This window comes from Fibrobacter sp. UWT3, assembly GCF_900230125.1.
GTDB lineage: Bacteria > Fibrobacterota > Fibrobacteria > Fibrobacterales > Fibrobacteraceae > Fibrobacter.
The window spans coordinates 647,685-663,331 of sequence record NZ_OCSS01000001.1 but is presented as its reverse complement, the minus strand read 5'-3'; the positions used below and the strand labels follow the sequence as shown (position 1 = coordinate 663,331).

General features: G+C 55.7%; 15 protein-coding genes. 2 read left to right on the top strand and 13 right to left on the bottom strand.

The features are described from left to right. Nucleotides 1-37 precede the first annotated feature (37 nt). The 3 genes from CRO08_RS02765 to CRO08_RS02755 form a co-directional block, all read right to left on the bottom strand. The gene (locus tag CRO08_RS02765) at nucleotides 38-1,063 is read right to left on the bottom strand and encodes an FISUMP domain-containing protein (RefSeq protein ID WP_097034954.1); all 1,026 of its coding nucleotides are present in this window, start codon (nucleotides 1,061-1,063) and stop codon (nucleotides 38-40) included. Between the two features lie 112 nt (nucleotides 1,064-1,175). After that, nucleotides 1,176-2,024 (bottom strand): IS3 family transposase, encoded by an 849-nt coding sequence (locus CRO08_RS02760; protein WP_176495013.1) that lies wholly within the window; start codon nucleotides 2,022-2,024, stop codon nucleotides 1,176-1,178. Nucleotides 2,025-2,041: 17 nt separating this feature from the next. Further along, nucleotides 2,042-2,371, bottom strand: a complete 330-nt coding sequence (locus CRO08_RS02755) for a transposase (protein ID WP_097034692.1) — start codon at nucleotides 2,369-2,371, stop codon at nucleotides 2,042-2,044. Between the two features lie 149 nt (nucleotides 2,372-2,520). Between CRO08_RS02755 and CRO08_RS02750 the strand changes: the two genes are divergently transcribed. Beyond that, nucleotides 2,521-3,432: a porin family protein gene (locus CRO08_RS02750; RefSeq protein WP_097034953.1), complete on the top strand. Its 912-nt coding sequence runs from the start codon at nucleotides 2,521-2,523 to the stop codon at nucleotides 3,430-3,432. Nucleotides 3,433-3,569: 137 nt separating this feature from the next. Here the strand turns inward: CRO08_RS02750 and CRO08_RS02745 are convergent, their stop codons facing one another. From CRO08_RS02745 to CRO08_RS02700, 10 genes are all read right to left on the bottom strand, one after another. Continuing rightward, nucleotides 3,570-4,877: a hypothetical protein gene (locus tag CRO08_RS02745; protein WP_097034952.1), complete on the bottom strand. Its 1,308-nt coding sequence runs from the start codon at nucleotides 4,875-4,877 to the stop codon at nucleotides 3,570-3,572. A gap of 118 nt (nucleotides 4,878-4,995) precedes the next feature. Further along, nucleotides 4,996-5,784, bottom strand: coding sequence for an ABC transporter ATP-binding protein (locus CRO08_RS02740; protein ID WP_072812894.1), 789 nt, complete (start codon nucleotides 5,782-5,784; stop codon nucleotides 4,996-4,998). Nucleotides 5,785-5,799: 15 nt separating this feature from the next. Then, the gene (locus CRO08_RS02735) at nucleotides 5,800-6,582 is read right to left on the bottom strand and encodes an ABC transporter permease (RefSeq protein ID WP_072812891.1); all 783 of its coding nucleotides are present in this window, start codon (nucleotides 6,580-6,582) and stop codon (nucleotides 5,800-5,802) included. Between the two features lie 2 nt (nucleotides 6,583-6,584). Further along, on the bottom strand, nucleotides 6,585-8,009 hold the full coding sequence (gene dnaB, locus CRO08_RS02730; protein WP_072812888.1) for a replicative DNA helicase: 1,425 nt from the start codon (nucleotides 8,007-8,009) through the stop codon (nucleotides 6,585-6,587). A 47-nt stretch (nucleotides 8,010-8,056) separates the two neighbouring features. Then, nucleotides 8,057-8,992, bottom strand: a complete 936-nt coding sequence (locus tag CRO08_RS02725; protein WP_097034951.1) for a hypothetical protein — start codon at nucleotides 8,990-8,992, stop codon at nucleotides 8,057-8,059. Nucleotides 8,993-8,998: 6 nt separating this feature from the next. After that, on the bottom strand, nucleotides 8,999-10,450 hold the full coding sequence (locus tag CRO08_RS02720; RefSeq protein WP_097034950.1) for a phosphopantothenate--cysteine ligase family flavoprotein: 1,452 nt from the start codon (nucleotides 10,448-10,450) through the stop codon (nucleotides 8,999-9,001). Between the two features lie 144 nt (nucleotides 10,451-10,594). Further along, a complete protein-coding gene (gene rpsA, locus CRO08_RS02715; RefSeq protein ID WP_097034949.1) occupies nucleotides 10,595-12,385 on the bottom strand; it encodes a 30S ribosomal protein S1 in 1,791 nt (596 codons plus the stop codon). Between the two features lie 36 nt (nucleotides 12,386-12,421). Next, nucleotides 12,422-13,090 (bottom strand): (d)CMP kinase, encoded by a 669-nt coding sequence (cmk, locus tag CRO08_RS02710; RefSeq protein ID WP_097034948.1) that lies wholly within the window; start codon nucleotides 13,088-13,090, stop codon nucleotides 12,422-12,424. A gap of 29 nt (nucleotides 13,091-13,119) precedes the next feature. After that, nucleotides 13,120-13,560 (bottom strand): hypothetical protein, encoded by a 441-nt coding sequence (locus CRO08_RS02705; protein WP_072812877.1) that lies wholly within the window; start codon nucleotides 13,558-13,560, stop codon nucleotides 13,120-13,122. A 58-nt stretch (nucleotides 13,561-13,618) separates the two neighbouring features. After that, nucleotides 13,619-14,224: a hypothetical protein gene (locus tag CRO08_RS02700; RefSeq protein WP_097034947.1), complete on the bottom strand. Its 606-nt coding sequence runs from the start codon at nucleotides 14,222-14,224 to the stop codon at nucleotides 13,619-13,621. A 156-nt stretch (nucleotides 14,225-14,380) separates the two neighbouring features. Between CRO08_RS02700 and CRO08_RS02695 the strand changes: the two genes are divergently transcribed. After that, nucleotides 14,381-15,553 carry a TraB/GumN family protein gene (locus CRO08_RS02695; RefSeq protein ID WP_097034946.1) on the top strand — a complete coding sequence of 391 codons (1,173 nt, stop codon included), beginning with the start codon at nucleotides 14,381-14,383 and terminating at the stop codon, nucleotides 15,551-15,553. Nucleotides 15,554-15,647 lie beyond the last annotated feature (94 nt).

Genomic DNA, 15,647 nt, shown 5'->3' with positions numbered 1-15,647 from the left:
GTGGTGTTCCTTGTTTATTAAGGTGAGTGGAAGAGTGTTAAGGTTCTACGGGGTAGTCTTGGATGCAGCGGATTGGCAAAAGGTCTCCCTTGCCCCATTCATAAAATGCTGCTGTTTCGTTTTCTATCTTCCAGATGTAGACATTTACGTTTTCATTTTCGGAAATACTCCAATAGGAACTCGAGCAATCACTATAGTAACAAGACGGCAGAGCAGAAAAGCCGCTTGCATCCGTAGCATTATTCCAATAGCGGAAGCCCCTCATCTGCAAAGCAACAGCGTCGATGTCCCCTAATATTTTCCATTCCGTAGTATCAGGAACATGCCAGCCTTCCGGGCAAATTCCACGATGCGGAGCCTGCATCAGAGACGAAGGGGTGTGTTCTGGAAGTGTGGGCGAATCTATCCATTGCCATTTAGAATCAATGTCCAATGCTGCGGTCCAGCTGTATTTGCATCCTTGATTATCTTGATTATCGCAAGAGAATTGTTTGACATCATCAGAATACCAGCTACTTCTGTGTATAGACTTCATATTCGGCGTTTCGACACTATCGGCATACCGCAAGTTCTCTGCCATCCAGCGCTTACCGCCAATAAAGACTGTCTTATAGACATTTCCATCGCGAGCATCAACTAAATCATCACCATACACGGCATCGGGGTGCATTTCTTGCGTGTAGTACTCCGCCCTTTTCTTGCTCCAATTTGCAGGGGTATAAGCATCAGGATTAGATACAGGAATCCATTCACCCGCACAGAAATAGTCAATCAGGAAACTGCCATAATCCTCGCAAGCCCAGACCAAATCGTCATTCACACACTTTTTTTGACCAGTCTTTATCTCAGCACAGTTGGCAACTTTCCACCCATACTCATTTGCGTCCAAATAACTGCACACCTGTTGTTTTCCATCGATTTCCTTGAACTTGCCTTCCTTTCTCTGTGTACATCTGGATATATTGCAGACGCCATTTTCGCGACATTCGCGTTCTTCGTCCGTTGTCGCCTCACGCCATGCATTATCTTCGCACACAAAGTAAACATCTGTCTTTTTACCCAAACGGACTTTGGATTTGTAGTTTTTTTAATAGTGGGTTCATGAACGACCATATTCATTACCGGTTAAGTTAAAATATATCCTTTTTTCTTGTTAAGTGGTATACCCTTGTGGTCTAGGCAGCCTGTTTTGACAGCCTATATTCCACCGGTGTCATGTAACCGAGCGAACTATGGAGCCGTTTCCGGTTGTAGAACAGCTCGATGTACCTGAAAACGGCCTCCCGCACGTCTTCGATGTCCTTGAAGTCACGCCTGTAGGCCATCTCCTTCTTGAAGCTAGCGAAGAAGCTTTCCATGCAGGCGTTGTCGTAGGGGCAGCCCGGTGCGCTCATCGAGGGCGTTATCCCGTTCTCCGAGAGCATCGTGCGGTAACCCATGCTACTGTACTGCACGCCGCGGTCGGAATGGAAGATTAGTCCGTCGTGATGGCCGCGTTGCATGATGGCATTGGACAACGCGCGCTTGACAAGTTCCGTGTCGATGTTCTTGCTCACGGCATAACCCACCGCCTCCTTGTTGCATAGGTCAAGTACCACGGCAAGGTACACCCAGCCAAGCGTAGTCTTGACGTAGGTGATGTCGCCGGCCCAGACGGCGTTCAGACTGTCGGGATCGAACTTCCGCTGCACCAGGTTCTCGCTGTACATGGAGTCACATTTGCCCTTGCGGTAGGGTTTCCATTTCTTGAGCGTGACCGGATAGAGACCGTTCTCGCGCATGATGCGGCGCAGTTTCCACACCTTTACCTCGTCACCCTTGTCATGGAGTGCCGCCTGCATCTTCGGGCAACCGTACACGCGGTGGTTTTCTTCGAAGGTGTCGCGGACCTTCTGGACAAGCCGTTCTTCGCGGGCCTTCTTCTCGGCACGTTTTTCCTGCTGGCGCGACCACTGGTAGTAGGAACACTGCGGTATTCCTAGGGCTCTGCACATCTTCCTGACTGAGTATTTCTTGCGGTTCACGTGTATCGCCTCGCATTTCAGTCGTGTGGTCGCATAAAGATGTGCAGGGATTTTTTTAGGATCTCTACCGTCTCCTTCTCGTCCGCAAGCTCCTTTTCACGCTTCTTCAGGAGTTTTTCCAGTTCCCTGTTCTTGGCGGCGAGTTCCTCGACGGACACCTTGCGGATTCGCCGTTCCTCGCGGTAGCTCGGCAGGTTGTGTTCCTTGCGGTACTCGTTTACCCACCGACCGACTGTATTGGGCCCGATTCCGAGTTCCTTGGCTATTTGGTTTGCTGACTTTTCGCCTTTCAGGACCAGCTTGATGACCTGTTCCCTTGTCTCGGAGCTATAGTTGATTTTTGCCATTGTTTTACCTTTTGGGGGTTGCGCAATGAATATAGTAGCTTATGCTACCCTCTTATTAAACTCCTGCATGGTCCACAACGACTTTTTTTAAAGACCCGCCCATTTTCTGCCGAAATTATTACATTTACCGCAAAATAACGGAGGAATCCATGAATATATCCAAGATTATCGCGGCAGCCGCCCTCGCCACCTCGCTCGCAGTCGCACAGGAAGACGCCTGGCCCGCAGACGAGCAGACCGATGCTTCGACAAGCTCAGCAACCGAAGCTGAGGAAGCCGAGCCCGCAGAGGAAGCTGCCGAACAGTCCAGCGAGGCCGCAGAACCACAGAGCGAAACTACCGCCCAGACGGCCAGCGAACCCGCCCCCGCAGCCAGCGAACAGGCCGACACCCGCACCGCATACGACTCAGGCGACAATGCCTACGCAGAAAACACGGCAAGCGCCCCGCAAAAAACAAACACGCTCAACTCCAAGATGGGTGTCGGCGCGCACATCGACTTCAACTACAGTTTCTTGAACGGACTCGCCCAGGACTGGAACATGGGTGACGAGACGGACGCCCCGGCCGGCTTCGGCTTCGATGCGGGTATCCGCGGACGCATCCCCATGGTGGACTACCTCCAGTTCGTGCCCGAGCTGAACTTCCACTTTGCGGCCCTCACCCAAAGCGACGAGGCCGCCGAGCGCGTGTTCAAGCAGATGGACCTTGAAATCCCGCTCACGATGCGCGCAACTATTCTGGACATGCTCTACATCGCGGCTGGCGTGCAGCTCACCCTGAACCTCAGTTCCAAGGTCACCTTGGAAGAGGACATCGATATGGGTGGCGGACTTGGCACCACGAGCATGGAATTCAACGAGAAAATCGAACAGGCCGGGTTCACGTTCGGGCTCCTCTTCGGGGCAGGCTTCTTTATTATGGAACGCCTCTCCATCGACGCAGCCTTCATGCTCGGACTCAGCGACATGTACCCCGATTGCGAAAGCGACCTGATTGAATCGATGGACGGCGGCAAGCAGATGACCTTCAAGGTCGGCGTCGGCTACTGGTTCATGTAAGCCAATATCGACCCGTGACCCTTCGTCATACCGAAGCACCGAAGCTGCAAGTGTATCCATAGACACACTCTTGCCAACGGAATGATACAGAAAAACCCGCTCGAATGAGCGGGTTTTGTTTTCAAGTAAAACTAGTATTAGCCCTGCGTTCCCAAGCCACACTTGGCAGATTCAGCGCCGGAAAGCGTAATGCAAACATTGTTGTATTCGATTGCGCCAGCCTGTGCCTTACCCAAAGGCATGGTGATGTTGTTGACGCCATAGGCTCCAGTTCCCGTAACAGGAGTTGCAGAACCATAGGTAATCTTCAGGGACACATTGCTACCGCTTGCATCACAGACAACCGTTATGGTCGGTGTGTAGTACTGGTTGTCCCACGTACCCTTGACCGTAATGCAGCCTTCATTCAGGACTTCAATCTTATCCTGCGAAATCTGACCACCAGTCACTTCCAACAGATAGTCCGGAGAGGTGATGTCAATAGCCTTGGCATCTTCACACGCGACAGTCACCTTAGTATTGTCGTCATTCGCCACCGTGAAAGAAACACCAGTAACAACATCGCCCTTAGCCGTAACAGGTGCTGTTGCGACAAGACCCGAAGCATCGGCAGTTGCGCCCTTCCATGTGTAACCGGTAATATTAGCCGTTGTCGTGCATCCCGAAGCAGTCCACGTAGCAGATTCGCCCTGCGACACATCAGGCTGTATGTTCGTAGGCATGCACTTGCAACCCGTAATCGGGGCTCCGTTTACGTTCAAAGGTGAGCAAGAGACTTCCTGCGTAGCTCCACCAGCCGTTACAGAAACAGTCGTGGTTTTAGGTCCCGATACAGCATATTTCGTCTTAGCACTCTTCTGACCCGTAGCCGATTCCGGTGTTCCGTCAGGCATAGCCCAGGCAAAGCTCGCATTCATAATATCCGTAGGCTGCAACCCGGAGCCCTGCGTATTGAACGTAAATGTCCAAGTCACTTCTTCATTCAGTTCGGCAGTCGCCTTACTTGGAGCACACGTACCATACTGTCCCGCCGGCACTTTCACTTCCGACGACGAAGACTCGACTACGACCGGAGCTACGGACGACGAGCTCTGCTGGCCGATGGGGCCCCTTGAGGAGAAGTTATTGAAAAAATCCCTTGAAGAAGACGAAGATACCGGCTGAGGGATTCCGTCCGAAGATTCGGGGGTCGGGGCGGCAGACGACTCAATCAGGATAGCCGAACCCTGCGCCTTCGCCATCTCGTTTTCGCAAATGACATCCGCGGCACAGTTCTTCTTGGCATCGGCAACCTGGCTAGCGAAGTCGATAGACTGCGTTTCGAGCATTGCCCTGACATATCCGTCAGTTTCTTCGTTCAGGGGTTCCACGGTACCATCACCGCAGGCCCAAAATCCGGCCACCAAGCCGAACGACGATAAACTTATCAAAAGTTTCTTCTTCATAAAAAACCTCTTTTTCTACCTAGAAAATTACATTATTATTTGCAAAAGGGGTAACGGAAATCCTTTTTTTGTGAACGAAAACACGCAAAAAAGCCCATTTTTTCCCCAAAAACACGCACTACTGCTCCTCGTCCACCGAAATCTTGCGCTGGCCGGTAATAAACTGGTGCACATAGGGGTTGCTCGTGTTCTTGATTTCGTCCACCGTACCCACCTCGATAATGCGCCCGTTCAGGAGCATCGCGATGCGGTCGGCCACCTTGAAGGCGCTCACCATGTCGTGGGTCACCACCACCGAGGTCACGCCGAGCTTGCTCTGCATGTCGAGGATGAGGTCGTTAATCACGTCGCTCGTGATGGGGTCAAGGCCGGTCGTCGGTTCGTCGTACAGGAGGATTTCCGGGTTCAAGGCAATCGCGCGGGCAAGCGCCACGCGCTTGCGCATACCGCCCGAAAGTTCACTCGGCATCTTGGTGCGGAACTCGGGCACGAGGTTGATCATCTGGAGTTTCTCGGTCACCACGTCCTGGATTTGCTTCTCGGAAAGTTCCGGGTGGTGCTCGCGCAACGCGAACGCGATGTTCTCGCCGGTGTTCATGGAATCGAAGAGCGCGCCCATCTGGAAGAGCATGCCCATCTTGCGGCGAATCGTATGCGTGTCGAAGAACTTCGGGGTACTGATGGTCACACCGTCGACGGACACTTCGCCACCATCGGGCTGCAAGAGGCCAATCATGTGCTTAAGAATAACCGACTTTCCACCACCGGACTTTCCGATGATGACCATCGTCTCGCCGCGCCGGATATCGAGGTTCACGTCCTCGAGAACGGTCTGCGGGCCGAAGGATTTCTTGAGTCCCTTGAGCCTGATGGCAATGTCGTTCGGGTCAATCTTTACGTTTGGCATATATCACCTGCAAAACTAGAAGAACATGATGGCATCGAGAATGAAGTCAGAAATCAGAATCATGAGGCAGCTCGAGACCACGACGTTCATGGTCGCAAGCCCCACACCGCGGGCGCCGGCCTGGGCGTTAATCCCGTGGTAGTAGCCCAGCACAAAAATAATCACGCCGAACACGAGCGACTTTATCATGCCCGACCAAAGGTCCATGGAATCGAACAGGTACTGCATGCCGGTAGTGTAAGTGTACGTAGTAATATCTAGGCCAAGCACGCACACGATCCAGCCACCGATAAGCGCGAGAGCATTCGAAATCGCGGTAAGGCACGGGATCATCGTCATGAAGGCGACAAAGCGCGGGAGGGCGAGGTAGCGGTAGGGCTCAAGACCGAGCACCGTGTAGGCCGCGAGTTCCTCCTTCTCCTTCATGCTGCCAAGTTCGGCGGCAACGGCACTGCCCACGCGGCCCGAAAGCACGATAGCCGTAAGCAGGGGTCCAAGTTCGATAAGCACCATCTTGCAGGCGGCAGTACCCACAAACTTGTCGGCCACCAGGTTCTGGAACTCGAACTCGGCGCAAACGGTCGCCACCATGCCGGTAAAGATGGACGTCACAAACAAAAGCGGAAGGCTAGACACGCCGATGGAAACCATCTGCTTCACGACAAGGTCGGGGTTCTTGAACACGTGAGGCATCTGCTTGAGCGTCAACAGCAATATGCACAGCACCTCGCCAATGCTCGAGATGCCGTCCACGATGACGCGACCTATCCACGCAATGGGCCTGAGCAGCAAGGGCATCGCTAATACCCTCCAAAGTCAGAGGGGCCCGAGAACGAGGCGTCGTCGCCGTAACTGTAATCCTGTTCCTCTCCGCCAACCATCCCGGAATCGTCGAAGCCGTCCTTGAACGTAGTGCATTCGGGAATGAACGTGAGCGGGATATCCCTCACCGAACCGTTACGGTGCTTCGCCACGATGAGTTCCGCCTTGTTCTTTTCTTCTTCCTTGTGGGTGCGCACGTAGGGGCGTTCCACGAACCACACCATATCGGCATCCTGTTCGATAGAGCCCGATTCGCGAAGGTCACTGAGCTGGGGCCTGTCGCGGCCCTTCTCTTCGACCTTACGGCTCAACTGGGCAAGCGCGATGACCGGAATCTGCAGTTCCTTCGCCAAAATCTTGAGGCCGCGCGAAATTGCACCGATGGCGACGGCACGGTTTTCCTCGTTGCCCGTCTTCATCAGCTGCAGGTAGTCGATAATCAGCATATCGAGTTCGCCCTTGCGCTTGAGGTCTCGGGCCTTGCTCATGAGTTCCATAATGCCGAGGTCGGCATTGTCATCCACGAACAGCGGAGCCTGGTTGATCGGCCCCACGTGTGCCACCAGCTGGTTCATCTCGTCCGAGTTCAACTTGTTGTTGCGGAGCTTACTCTGGTCCACGCCGGAACGGGAACACAGCAAGCGCTGGGCCAGCTGCACGCCATCCATTTCGAGGCTGAAGAACGCCACGTGCTTGCCGTAATCGATAGCGGCGTTCGCGGCAATCGTGAGCGCGAACGACGTCTTGCCCACACCGGGGCGCGCCGCCAGGATAATCAGGTCCGAATTCTGCAGGCCGTTCGTGAGTTCGTCCAGGTCCTTGAGGCCCGTGGGCACGCCGGTCATGCCGTCCCTACGGGTAGTGAGGCGCTCCAGGAGCGGGCTCATGAACTTCTCGATGGGGCGGAGCGTGTTCTTCACCTGCTTTTCGGCAATCGCGAACACGGAACGTTCGGCAGATTGCAGGACCTCGTCCGGCGACGATGTCGCATCCATCGCCTGCTTTATGGTTTCGGACGACATCTTGATGAGCTTGCGGAGCACGTGCTTGTTGCGCAGGTGCTCGAGGTTCCACTCCACGTTCGCCGCAGAAGCGACGCTTTCCATCAGGTCAAAAATGTATTCGCGGTTACCCGCCTCGCGGAGCTTGCCCATCGACTCGAGTTCGGCCGGGAGCGTGAGCATGTCGATAGCCGTACCGCGACTATAAAGGTTCTTCATGGCACGCCAAATCAACTGGTGGCGTTCCAGGTAAAAGAAGTCGTCTTCCGCAATCATCTCGATGGCGGGCGAAATCGTATTCGGGTCGCGGAGAATGCCACCAAGCAAGTAACGCTCGGCATCGGTATCCATCGGGACCTGGCGACCTTCGTAAGTATTATTTTCCTTTGCAAATTCTGGCATAACAATCAACAGGAAATATAATTTTTATCGGGCTTGCGGTATGCGGGCTACGCCTTGAAGTAACTGCTCTTCGGGATATGGACCTTCCAGGTAACCCACTTGAGCTGCTTATCCTGCGACATGGCGTAGGCATCGACCAGCGAGCACGTCTTGACGCCCGAAAATTCCATATCGGTACCGGCGTGCTCCTCGAAATTCTTCCCCTTGCCGAATACCTGGTGAAAGAGTGGTTCCCCGAACGTGACCATGACCGAGGGGGCGATGAACGAGAGTTCCTTCGCAAGCATCTTCTTGAGTGTCGCCTCGAGCAGGGCGGGAATGTTACGCGCGGTTCTGCCCTTGTAGAAGAACGTGACCCCGATCGATTCTGCCGGGATGGAGAGGCTACCGAAGAGACGCACGAGCATCTCGCCCGCGGGGGTAGCAAAGAACGGGCCGCCTTGTGCCGGAGGAGCGGGCAGCAGGAGCAGGATCTTCGGGTTCGCGGGGCCCTCGTAGAGCGCGAGGTCGCCGACATTCGCGTAGACCACGTCGGACTTGATGGCCGCATAGAAGGCGTCGAGCGATTCCGCAGATTCGAACGCGGAGGCTGTCTTCTTCACGGCCGGGCGGGCGGCCGGAGCCGCAAGGCCGCCCGTCGGGGCGAACAGCGAAGCGGCGGGAGATTCGCCTGCCAGCGAAGCGCTTGCGGAAGGCGCGCTTGTCGCAGACGTGTTTATCGCGGAAGGCGCGCTTGTCGCAGCGAAAGAAACGTTTGCCGCGGGATTGTTTGTCACGGGAGAGAACTGCGCAGATGCGGGCACGGAGGGCGCCACGTTTCTCGCGGGCACGGAAGGCGCGGTGTTTATTGCCGGCCTGGACGGTGCCGGGGCGGCCCGCTTCACGAGGGTCCACGGTTCATCGAGGAACACCTCGGAATCCCCCATGTCAATCTGCCCACGGAGATACTTGCGAAGTTCAGCAAAGTCAAATTCTTCCGGCATTTTCCCTCACCGCGATACTCTTAGTTTATCAATAACAAATGCGACGATTTCCTGGGCCAGGTCGACCTTGCCGCCCATCTTCATTTCGGGCACATCCATGCCGGGGCGCACCAGCGTGTAGCGCACGCAATCGTGCCCGAATCCGGAATCGCTTGCGACCGGGGCGTTCAACAGGAGGGCGTCGGCGCCGCTCTTCGCGAGTTTTTCGGCGGCATGCTCTTCGAAGTGGTCAGTCTCGAGCGCGAACCCCACGATGACCTGTTGTTTATTGCAGGGCGCTTCTTTGCCGGTATGGGATGCGCCGGCATTCTGGCTGCAAGATGCGTTTTGGTCGCAAGATGAATTTTGGTTGCGAGATGCGCGGGCGGCGGTGCAGTCGCGCAGAATGTTTGGGTTCGGCACGAGCTCTATGGTAAGCTGGCTCCGGCTGTCCTTGATTTTCGCATCGGCGGCGTGGGCGGGGCGGTAGTCTGCTACCGCCGCGCAATGCACGACGGCGTCGGCCTGGTCGAGTCGTTCCATCACGGCGTCGTGCATCTCCCGGGCGCTCTGCACGCGGGTCACCTGGACTCCGCCCGGGAACGCCGCCTCCATCGGACCCGCAACGACTTCAACCTGAAAGCCGTTCGCGTAGAACACGGAAGCAAGCGCCACTGCAGTCTTCCCGCTGCTGCGGTTGCTGATGTAGCGCACCGGGTCAATCGCCTCTTCGGTGCGGCCCGCGGTCAATAGCACCTTCTTGCCATGACCGGGGAGTGTTGCATCCAGAGTCGGGTCGATATCCTGCGCGACAGGGAACGCGGGCGGTTCGGAGGCGTTGCGGGGGTGTCCCCCGCTAGAAGGGGTAGCGGAAGACGCGCGAGCGGCTGCAGAGAGGGGAAGGCCTTCCCCTTCAATATCTTTCGTCTTTCGTCTTTCGTCTTTCGTCTCTAAAAACGCAACAATCTCCGCCGGTTCCATAAGCCTTCCCTGCCCCACCTCGCCGCAGGCAAGTTCACCCGCGGGCGATTCGAGCACGGTCGTATTTTCGAACCCACGCAATACCTCGAGGTTGCGTTTTACCGCGGGGCTGTTGTACATCGCGACGTTCATCGCGGGCGCCACGACGCGCGGGCACGTGCAACTCATGAAGCAGAGGCTCACCGGGTCGTCGGCGATACCGCAGGCGAATTTCCCGATAACGTTCGCGGTTGCGGGCACCACCAGGTAGAGGTCCGCCCACCGCGGGAAATCAATATGCTGGAAAGGCCGCGCCTCCACGGCACCGTTCTTCAGGTACACGGGGCACTTGCTGAGGCTTGCAAACGTGAGCGGCGCCACGAACTCCGTCGCGGCCTCCGTCATGCACACGCGCACCTCGGCGCCCTTCTTCTGCAACAGGCGCAAAAGTTCGCAGCTCTTGTAGACCGCGATACCGCCCGAAACACCCAGAAGGATTTTCTTTCCAGCAAGGTTCATGCCCCCTAAGATAGAAATTTCATTCCGTGAGCAAAAAGCGACCGATATTAATCGGTCGCGGTTGCACCCGAGACGACGAACGAGCGGTCATAAAAAAATCCCGCAGGCTAATGCCCGCGGGACTTTCAATACGAGTAAGAGATCTTACTTGGCTTCTTCAGCAGGAGCGGCGTCTTCGGCCGGCTTTTCTGCCTTCTTCTTGGTAGCCTTCTTCTTCGGAGCGGCAGCTTCGCCAATCGTCGTACCCGATTCACCCGGCTTGTGGGAATCCATCCAAGCCTTGAGTTCTGCGGATTCGCGGTTCTTGAAGTAGTCCACCACGGAGAGGTAGATCTTGCGGTTGTTCTGGTCGATCTCGGTCACAACAGCCGGGACTTCGTCGCCAACCTTGAATGCATCGGCCGGAACCTTGATGTATTCAGCGGTGAGCTTGGAGACCGGGATGAAGCCTTCGATACCGTCGTTGAGTTCAACCACGACACCGCGGTCGAGCATACGGACAATCTTGCCCTTCACTTCGGAATCCACCGGGAACGTGGTTTCGATAGAATCCCACGGGTCTTCGGTGAGGTGCTTCATGGACAGAGAAATGCGGCGCTTTTCCTTATCGACAGCGAGCACGACGCATTCGACCTTGTCGCCCTTCTTGACCATTTCGTTCGGGTGAGTGATCTTCTTGGTCCAGGACATGTCGGACACGTGAATGAGGCCATCCACACCTTCCTTGATTTCGACGAATGCGCCGAAGGAAGCGATGTTGCGGATTTCGCCAACCACGCGTGCGCCCGGAGGAAGTTCGGTCTCGATGGAATCCCACGGATCGCTTTCGAGCTGCTTCATGCCGAGAGAGATGCGTTCGGCATCTTCTTCAACCTTGAGCACAACGGCTTCCACTTCCTGACCCACGGAGAGGATCTTGGAGGGGTGCTTGCCGTGCTGGGTCCAGGACATTTCGGAAACGTGGATGAGGCCTTCGACGCCAGAATCCAGTTCGACGAATGCACCGTAATCGGTGATGGAAACGACCTTGCCCTTGACGATAGCGCCTTCGGGGTAGCGTTCGGCGATGTCCTTCCACGGATGCGGCTTGAGCTGCTTCATGCCGAGAGAAATGCGTTCCTTCTTGTCGTTGAAGTCGAGCACCATGACTTCGACTTCCTGGCCGAGCTGGACCATTTCGGTCGGGTGGTTGATGCGCTTGTAGCTCATGTCGGTGATGTGGAGGAGGCCGTCTACGCCGCCGAGGTCAATGAACGCACCGAAGTCGGTGATGTTCTTGACGAGGCCCTTGCGGACCTGGCCCTTCTCGAGAGTCTCGAGAACGTCGCCACGCTGCTTGTTGCGTTCTTCTTCGAGAACCACGCGGCGGGACACGACGATGTTGCGACGAGCCTTGTTGACCTTGATAACCTTGAGGTCGAATTCCTGGCCGATGAGAGCGTTGATGTCCGGGATCTGACGGAGGTCGATCTGGGAACCCGGGAGGAAGGCGTCGATGCCGAACAGGTCGACAACCACACCGCCCTTGATACGCTTGGTGAGCGTACCGCGCACGACTTCGTTGTTTTCGAATGCCGCATGGATGCGATCCCACACGCGCACGAAGTCGGCCTTCTGCTTCGAAAGGATGAGACGGCCGTCTTCATCTTCGAGCTTCTCGACAAACACTTCGATTTCGGAACCGATTTCGAGGGAGTCCGTGTCCTTGAATTCAGCACGATCAATGACACCTTCGGACTTGTAGTTCACGTCGATGAGCACTTCCTGGTCGTTGACCTGGCTGATCTTGCCCATGACGAGTTTGCCCTGTTCGAGGCAGCCCATGCCGGCATAGATATCGGCGTTAGCCTTGCGGAAGTCCTGGCTGCATTCGCCCTGAGCGGCGAGGATTTCGGCGAGATCTTCCTGAGTTCCGAATTTGAGATTTTGAGACATATTGTTAATTGGGGTTGCGGATCAAAGGACTCGGGACTACGCCACTACACCTACGTAGTCGAGAATCTTTTGAACCTGTTGTTGGATTGAGATGTGTGTAGTGTCAATTTCGATTGCGTCGTCCGCCTTCTTGAGGGGGGCGTTCGCGCGAGAGGAATCCAGGCGGTCGCGTTCGACCAGGTTCTGGAGAACCTCTTCAAGAGTTACCTTCTCGCCTTTTTCAAGGAGTTCCTTGTAGCGGCGTTCGGCGCGGACCTTCACGTCCGTCACCATGAAAAACTTGTACTTCGCGTCGGGGAATACCACCGTGCCGATGTCGCGGCCATCCAGGATGCAGCTCTGCTTCTTGCCGATGTCGCGCTGCTGCTTGGTCATCGCGGCGCGGACAGACGGGAGGGCGCAGTAGATGCTCACGTTGCTCGAGACCTTCATCCCGCGGATTTCGCTTTCGCGGCAAACGCCGTTGATGAGGATATGGTTTTCGGAGTCGAACCCGAGGGTGAGGTTAGAGAGCAGTTCGTCCATCGCGGGGCCTTCCTCGGCCGGCAGTCCCTTGTCGAGGGCGGCAAGCGTCACCGCGCGGTACATGGCACCCGTATCCAGGTAGGTGATACCGAGGGTCTTGGCCACAATCTTGGCCGTGGTGCTCTTCCCGGTACCCGAGCCGCCGTCGAGGGCGATGACAAAATTTTCAGAACTACTCATGAGTGGAGGCAAAGATAGAAAATATCTGCCTAGTACTCAAGGTCGTAGAGGTAGACCGTGGCCGTATTTTCGCGCGTATCCCAGAAAATCAGCTGCGAACCGTTCTTGTACAGCGAAAGCTCGTAGTCGTCCTCGTAAAAGTAGTAGTACGAGCCGTCGTCGTCGTGGCCCGAGCCGTACTGCCTTTCCGTGTAGTAGAAGTTGTTGCGCCCGTCCAGGTTGAGCGAGGCGAACCCGTCGGAATCAATCCGAAGCGAAGCCGTGTAGGCGGGGCTCACCGGCTCCTCGTAACTGCAGTCGTACAGCCCGAAACTGTCGTAGCGGCAGTCCATCACGTAGTAATAGCGGAAAGACCTGTTGAACAGGGCCCCGTCCGCATCCGGCGAACCCGCGGTCCAGTCCCCGCCACAGGCGGCAAGGAGCAGGGGCAAGAGCGCCACCAGGAAAATCTTTCTAAAGAATAAAGCCATGCTTACCTAAAAAAATACCCCGACCGGAGCCGGGGAACAAAAGATTACAGACAACTTATCAGTCAGACTCGTAGTCGCCGTTGAAAATCTTCTCTTCGGCTTCCTCGGTGTTCTCGTCGTGGAACTCTTCCGGAGCCTGGAGGTCGCGGGTACTGCCGTACTTGCGCTTTTCTTCGTCGGTCAGCTTGTTGGTGAACACTTCAACCTGCTGTTCCTGCTCGGCTTCCTGTTCTTCTTCCTGCAGAATCTTCTGGCCTTCCTCAAGACGGCGCTGGATGCGCTTCTTTTCCATCTCTTCGAGGTTCGTGCCGACCTTGGCCTGTTCCTCGGAAACGACGTAGCGTTCATTGGCTTCGTCCATGGCGGCCTTGATACCCACGAGGCGGCCCTTGCCATCGACCTGGAGACCGGCCTTGCGGAGGGTGGAAAGCGGCAGGCGGCGAGCGGCCACCTGGTATTCCGGCTTGAAATCGTAACCGTCGGGGCTAATCTGGTTAGCCTCGTCATCTGTCACATAGGCCAGTGCTTCCTGCCAGCGGGAACTCTGTACACAGGACGTAAAACCGACAAGGGCGTTGTCCAGCGCTTCGGGATCGTCCGAAGTGCCTGCGCAACCGACCAGTGCCAAGGCCATAAATGCTATACCCATCAATATCTTTTTCATAGGGAGAAACCTCCGTAAAAAAATTATCCCACACATAATATATAACAATTTTTTCGGCAAAATATCCAAAAAAAGACAAAAAAATTCATAACTTCGTGCTATAAAAGCACCTACGACCCCTAAAAACAGGTCAGATTTGCTATTTTCTGGCCCAATATGAGTGAAAACGCAGATATTTACCGCATCAAGACCTCCGATGACCGCGAAATAGTCCTTATTGGCACGGCCCACATCTCGAAAGTATCGAAGGAACTTGTGCGCGAGACCATCGAGAACGAAAAACCCGACACCATCTGCGTCGAGCTCGACGAAGGGCGCGCGAAGTCCATCCAGGACCCCGAACGCTGGAAAAAGACCGACCTGAAGGAGGTCATCAAGAAGAAGCAGCTCGCGACCCTCATCGCGAACCTCGTGCTCGGGTCTTACCAGAAGAGGATGGGCGAACAGACCGGGGTGAAACCCGGGTCCGAACTCAAGGAGGCGGTCGACCTCGCAAGCGAAAAGGAAATCCCCGTGGTTCTCGCCGATCGCGACATCAAGATTACGCTCCGCCGCACATGGGCCTGCACGCCCTGGTACCGCAAGTTCAGTTTGCTGGGCGGGCTTTTCGCAAGCATCTTCGACAAGACGGAAATCAGCGAGGAGGAACTCGCGAAAATCAAGGAGCAGGACGCCCTCAACTCCATGATGCAGGAATTCGGCAAGAGCTTCCCCGAAGTGAAGCAGGTGCTTATCGACGAGCGCGACCAGTTCCTCGCGAGCAAAATCAAGAACGCTCTGGGCCAGAAGGTCGTCGCCGTCGTGGGTGCGGGCCACATGAAGGGTATCGCGGGCATCATTGAAGGCGACAAGGAACTCCCGAGCGAGGAATCCATCAGCGTTATCCCGAAGGGCGCTCCCATCTGGAAGATTATCGGGTGGGCCATCCCGCTCGCGATTGTCGCAAGCATCATTTTCGTGGGGTACAAGGCGGGCGTCGAGAAGGCGGGCGAACTGAGCCTGCAGTGGGCGATGCTTACGGGCGGCGGCGCCATGCTCGGCACGATTATCGCGGGCGGGCACCCGCTCACAATCCTGGTGGCGCTGGTCGCCGCACCGTTCACGGGGCTCACGCCGCTTATCGGCGTCGGGTTCTTTACCGCGCTTACGCAAGTGTACATGAGGCCGCCGCGCGTGTCCGAGATGGAGACGCTCTCCGACGACATCTGGCAGGTGAAGCGCTGGTGGAAAAACCGCGTGACCCGCGTAATCCTGTGCTTCCTGTGTCCGGGCATTCCGGCGATTATCGGGAAGATTCTCGCGATATTCCAGATATACCAGGCATTCTAGAGCGCACTCTCTTCGAGAGAGGGATAGGACAACAAACTCATTACATTCGTTTGTTGCCCTATGGGTTACGGCCCATGGCCGTAATCCTTGACTG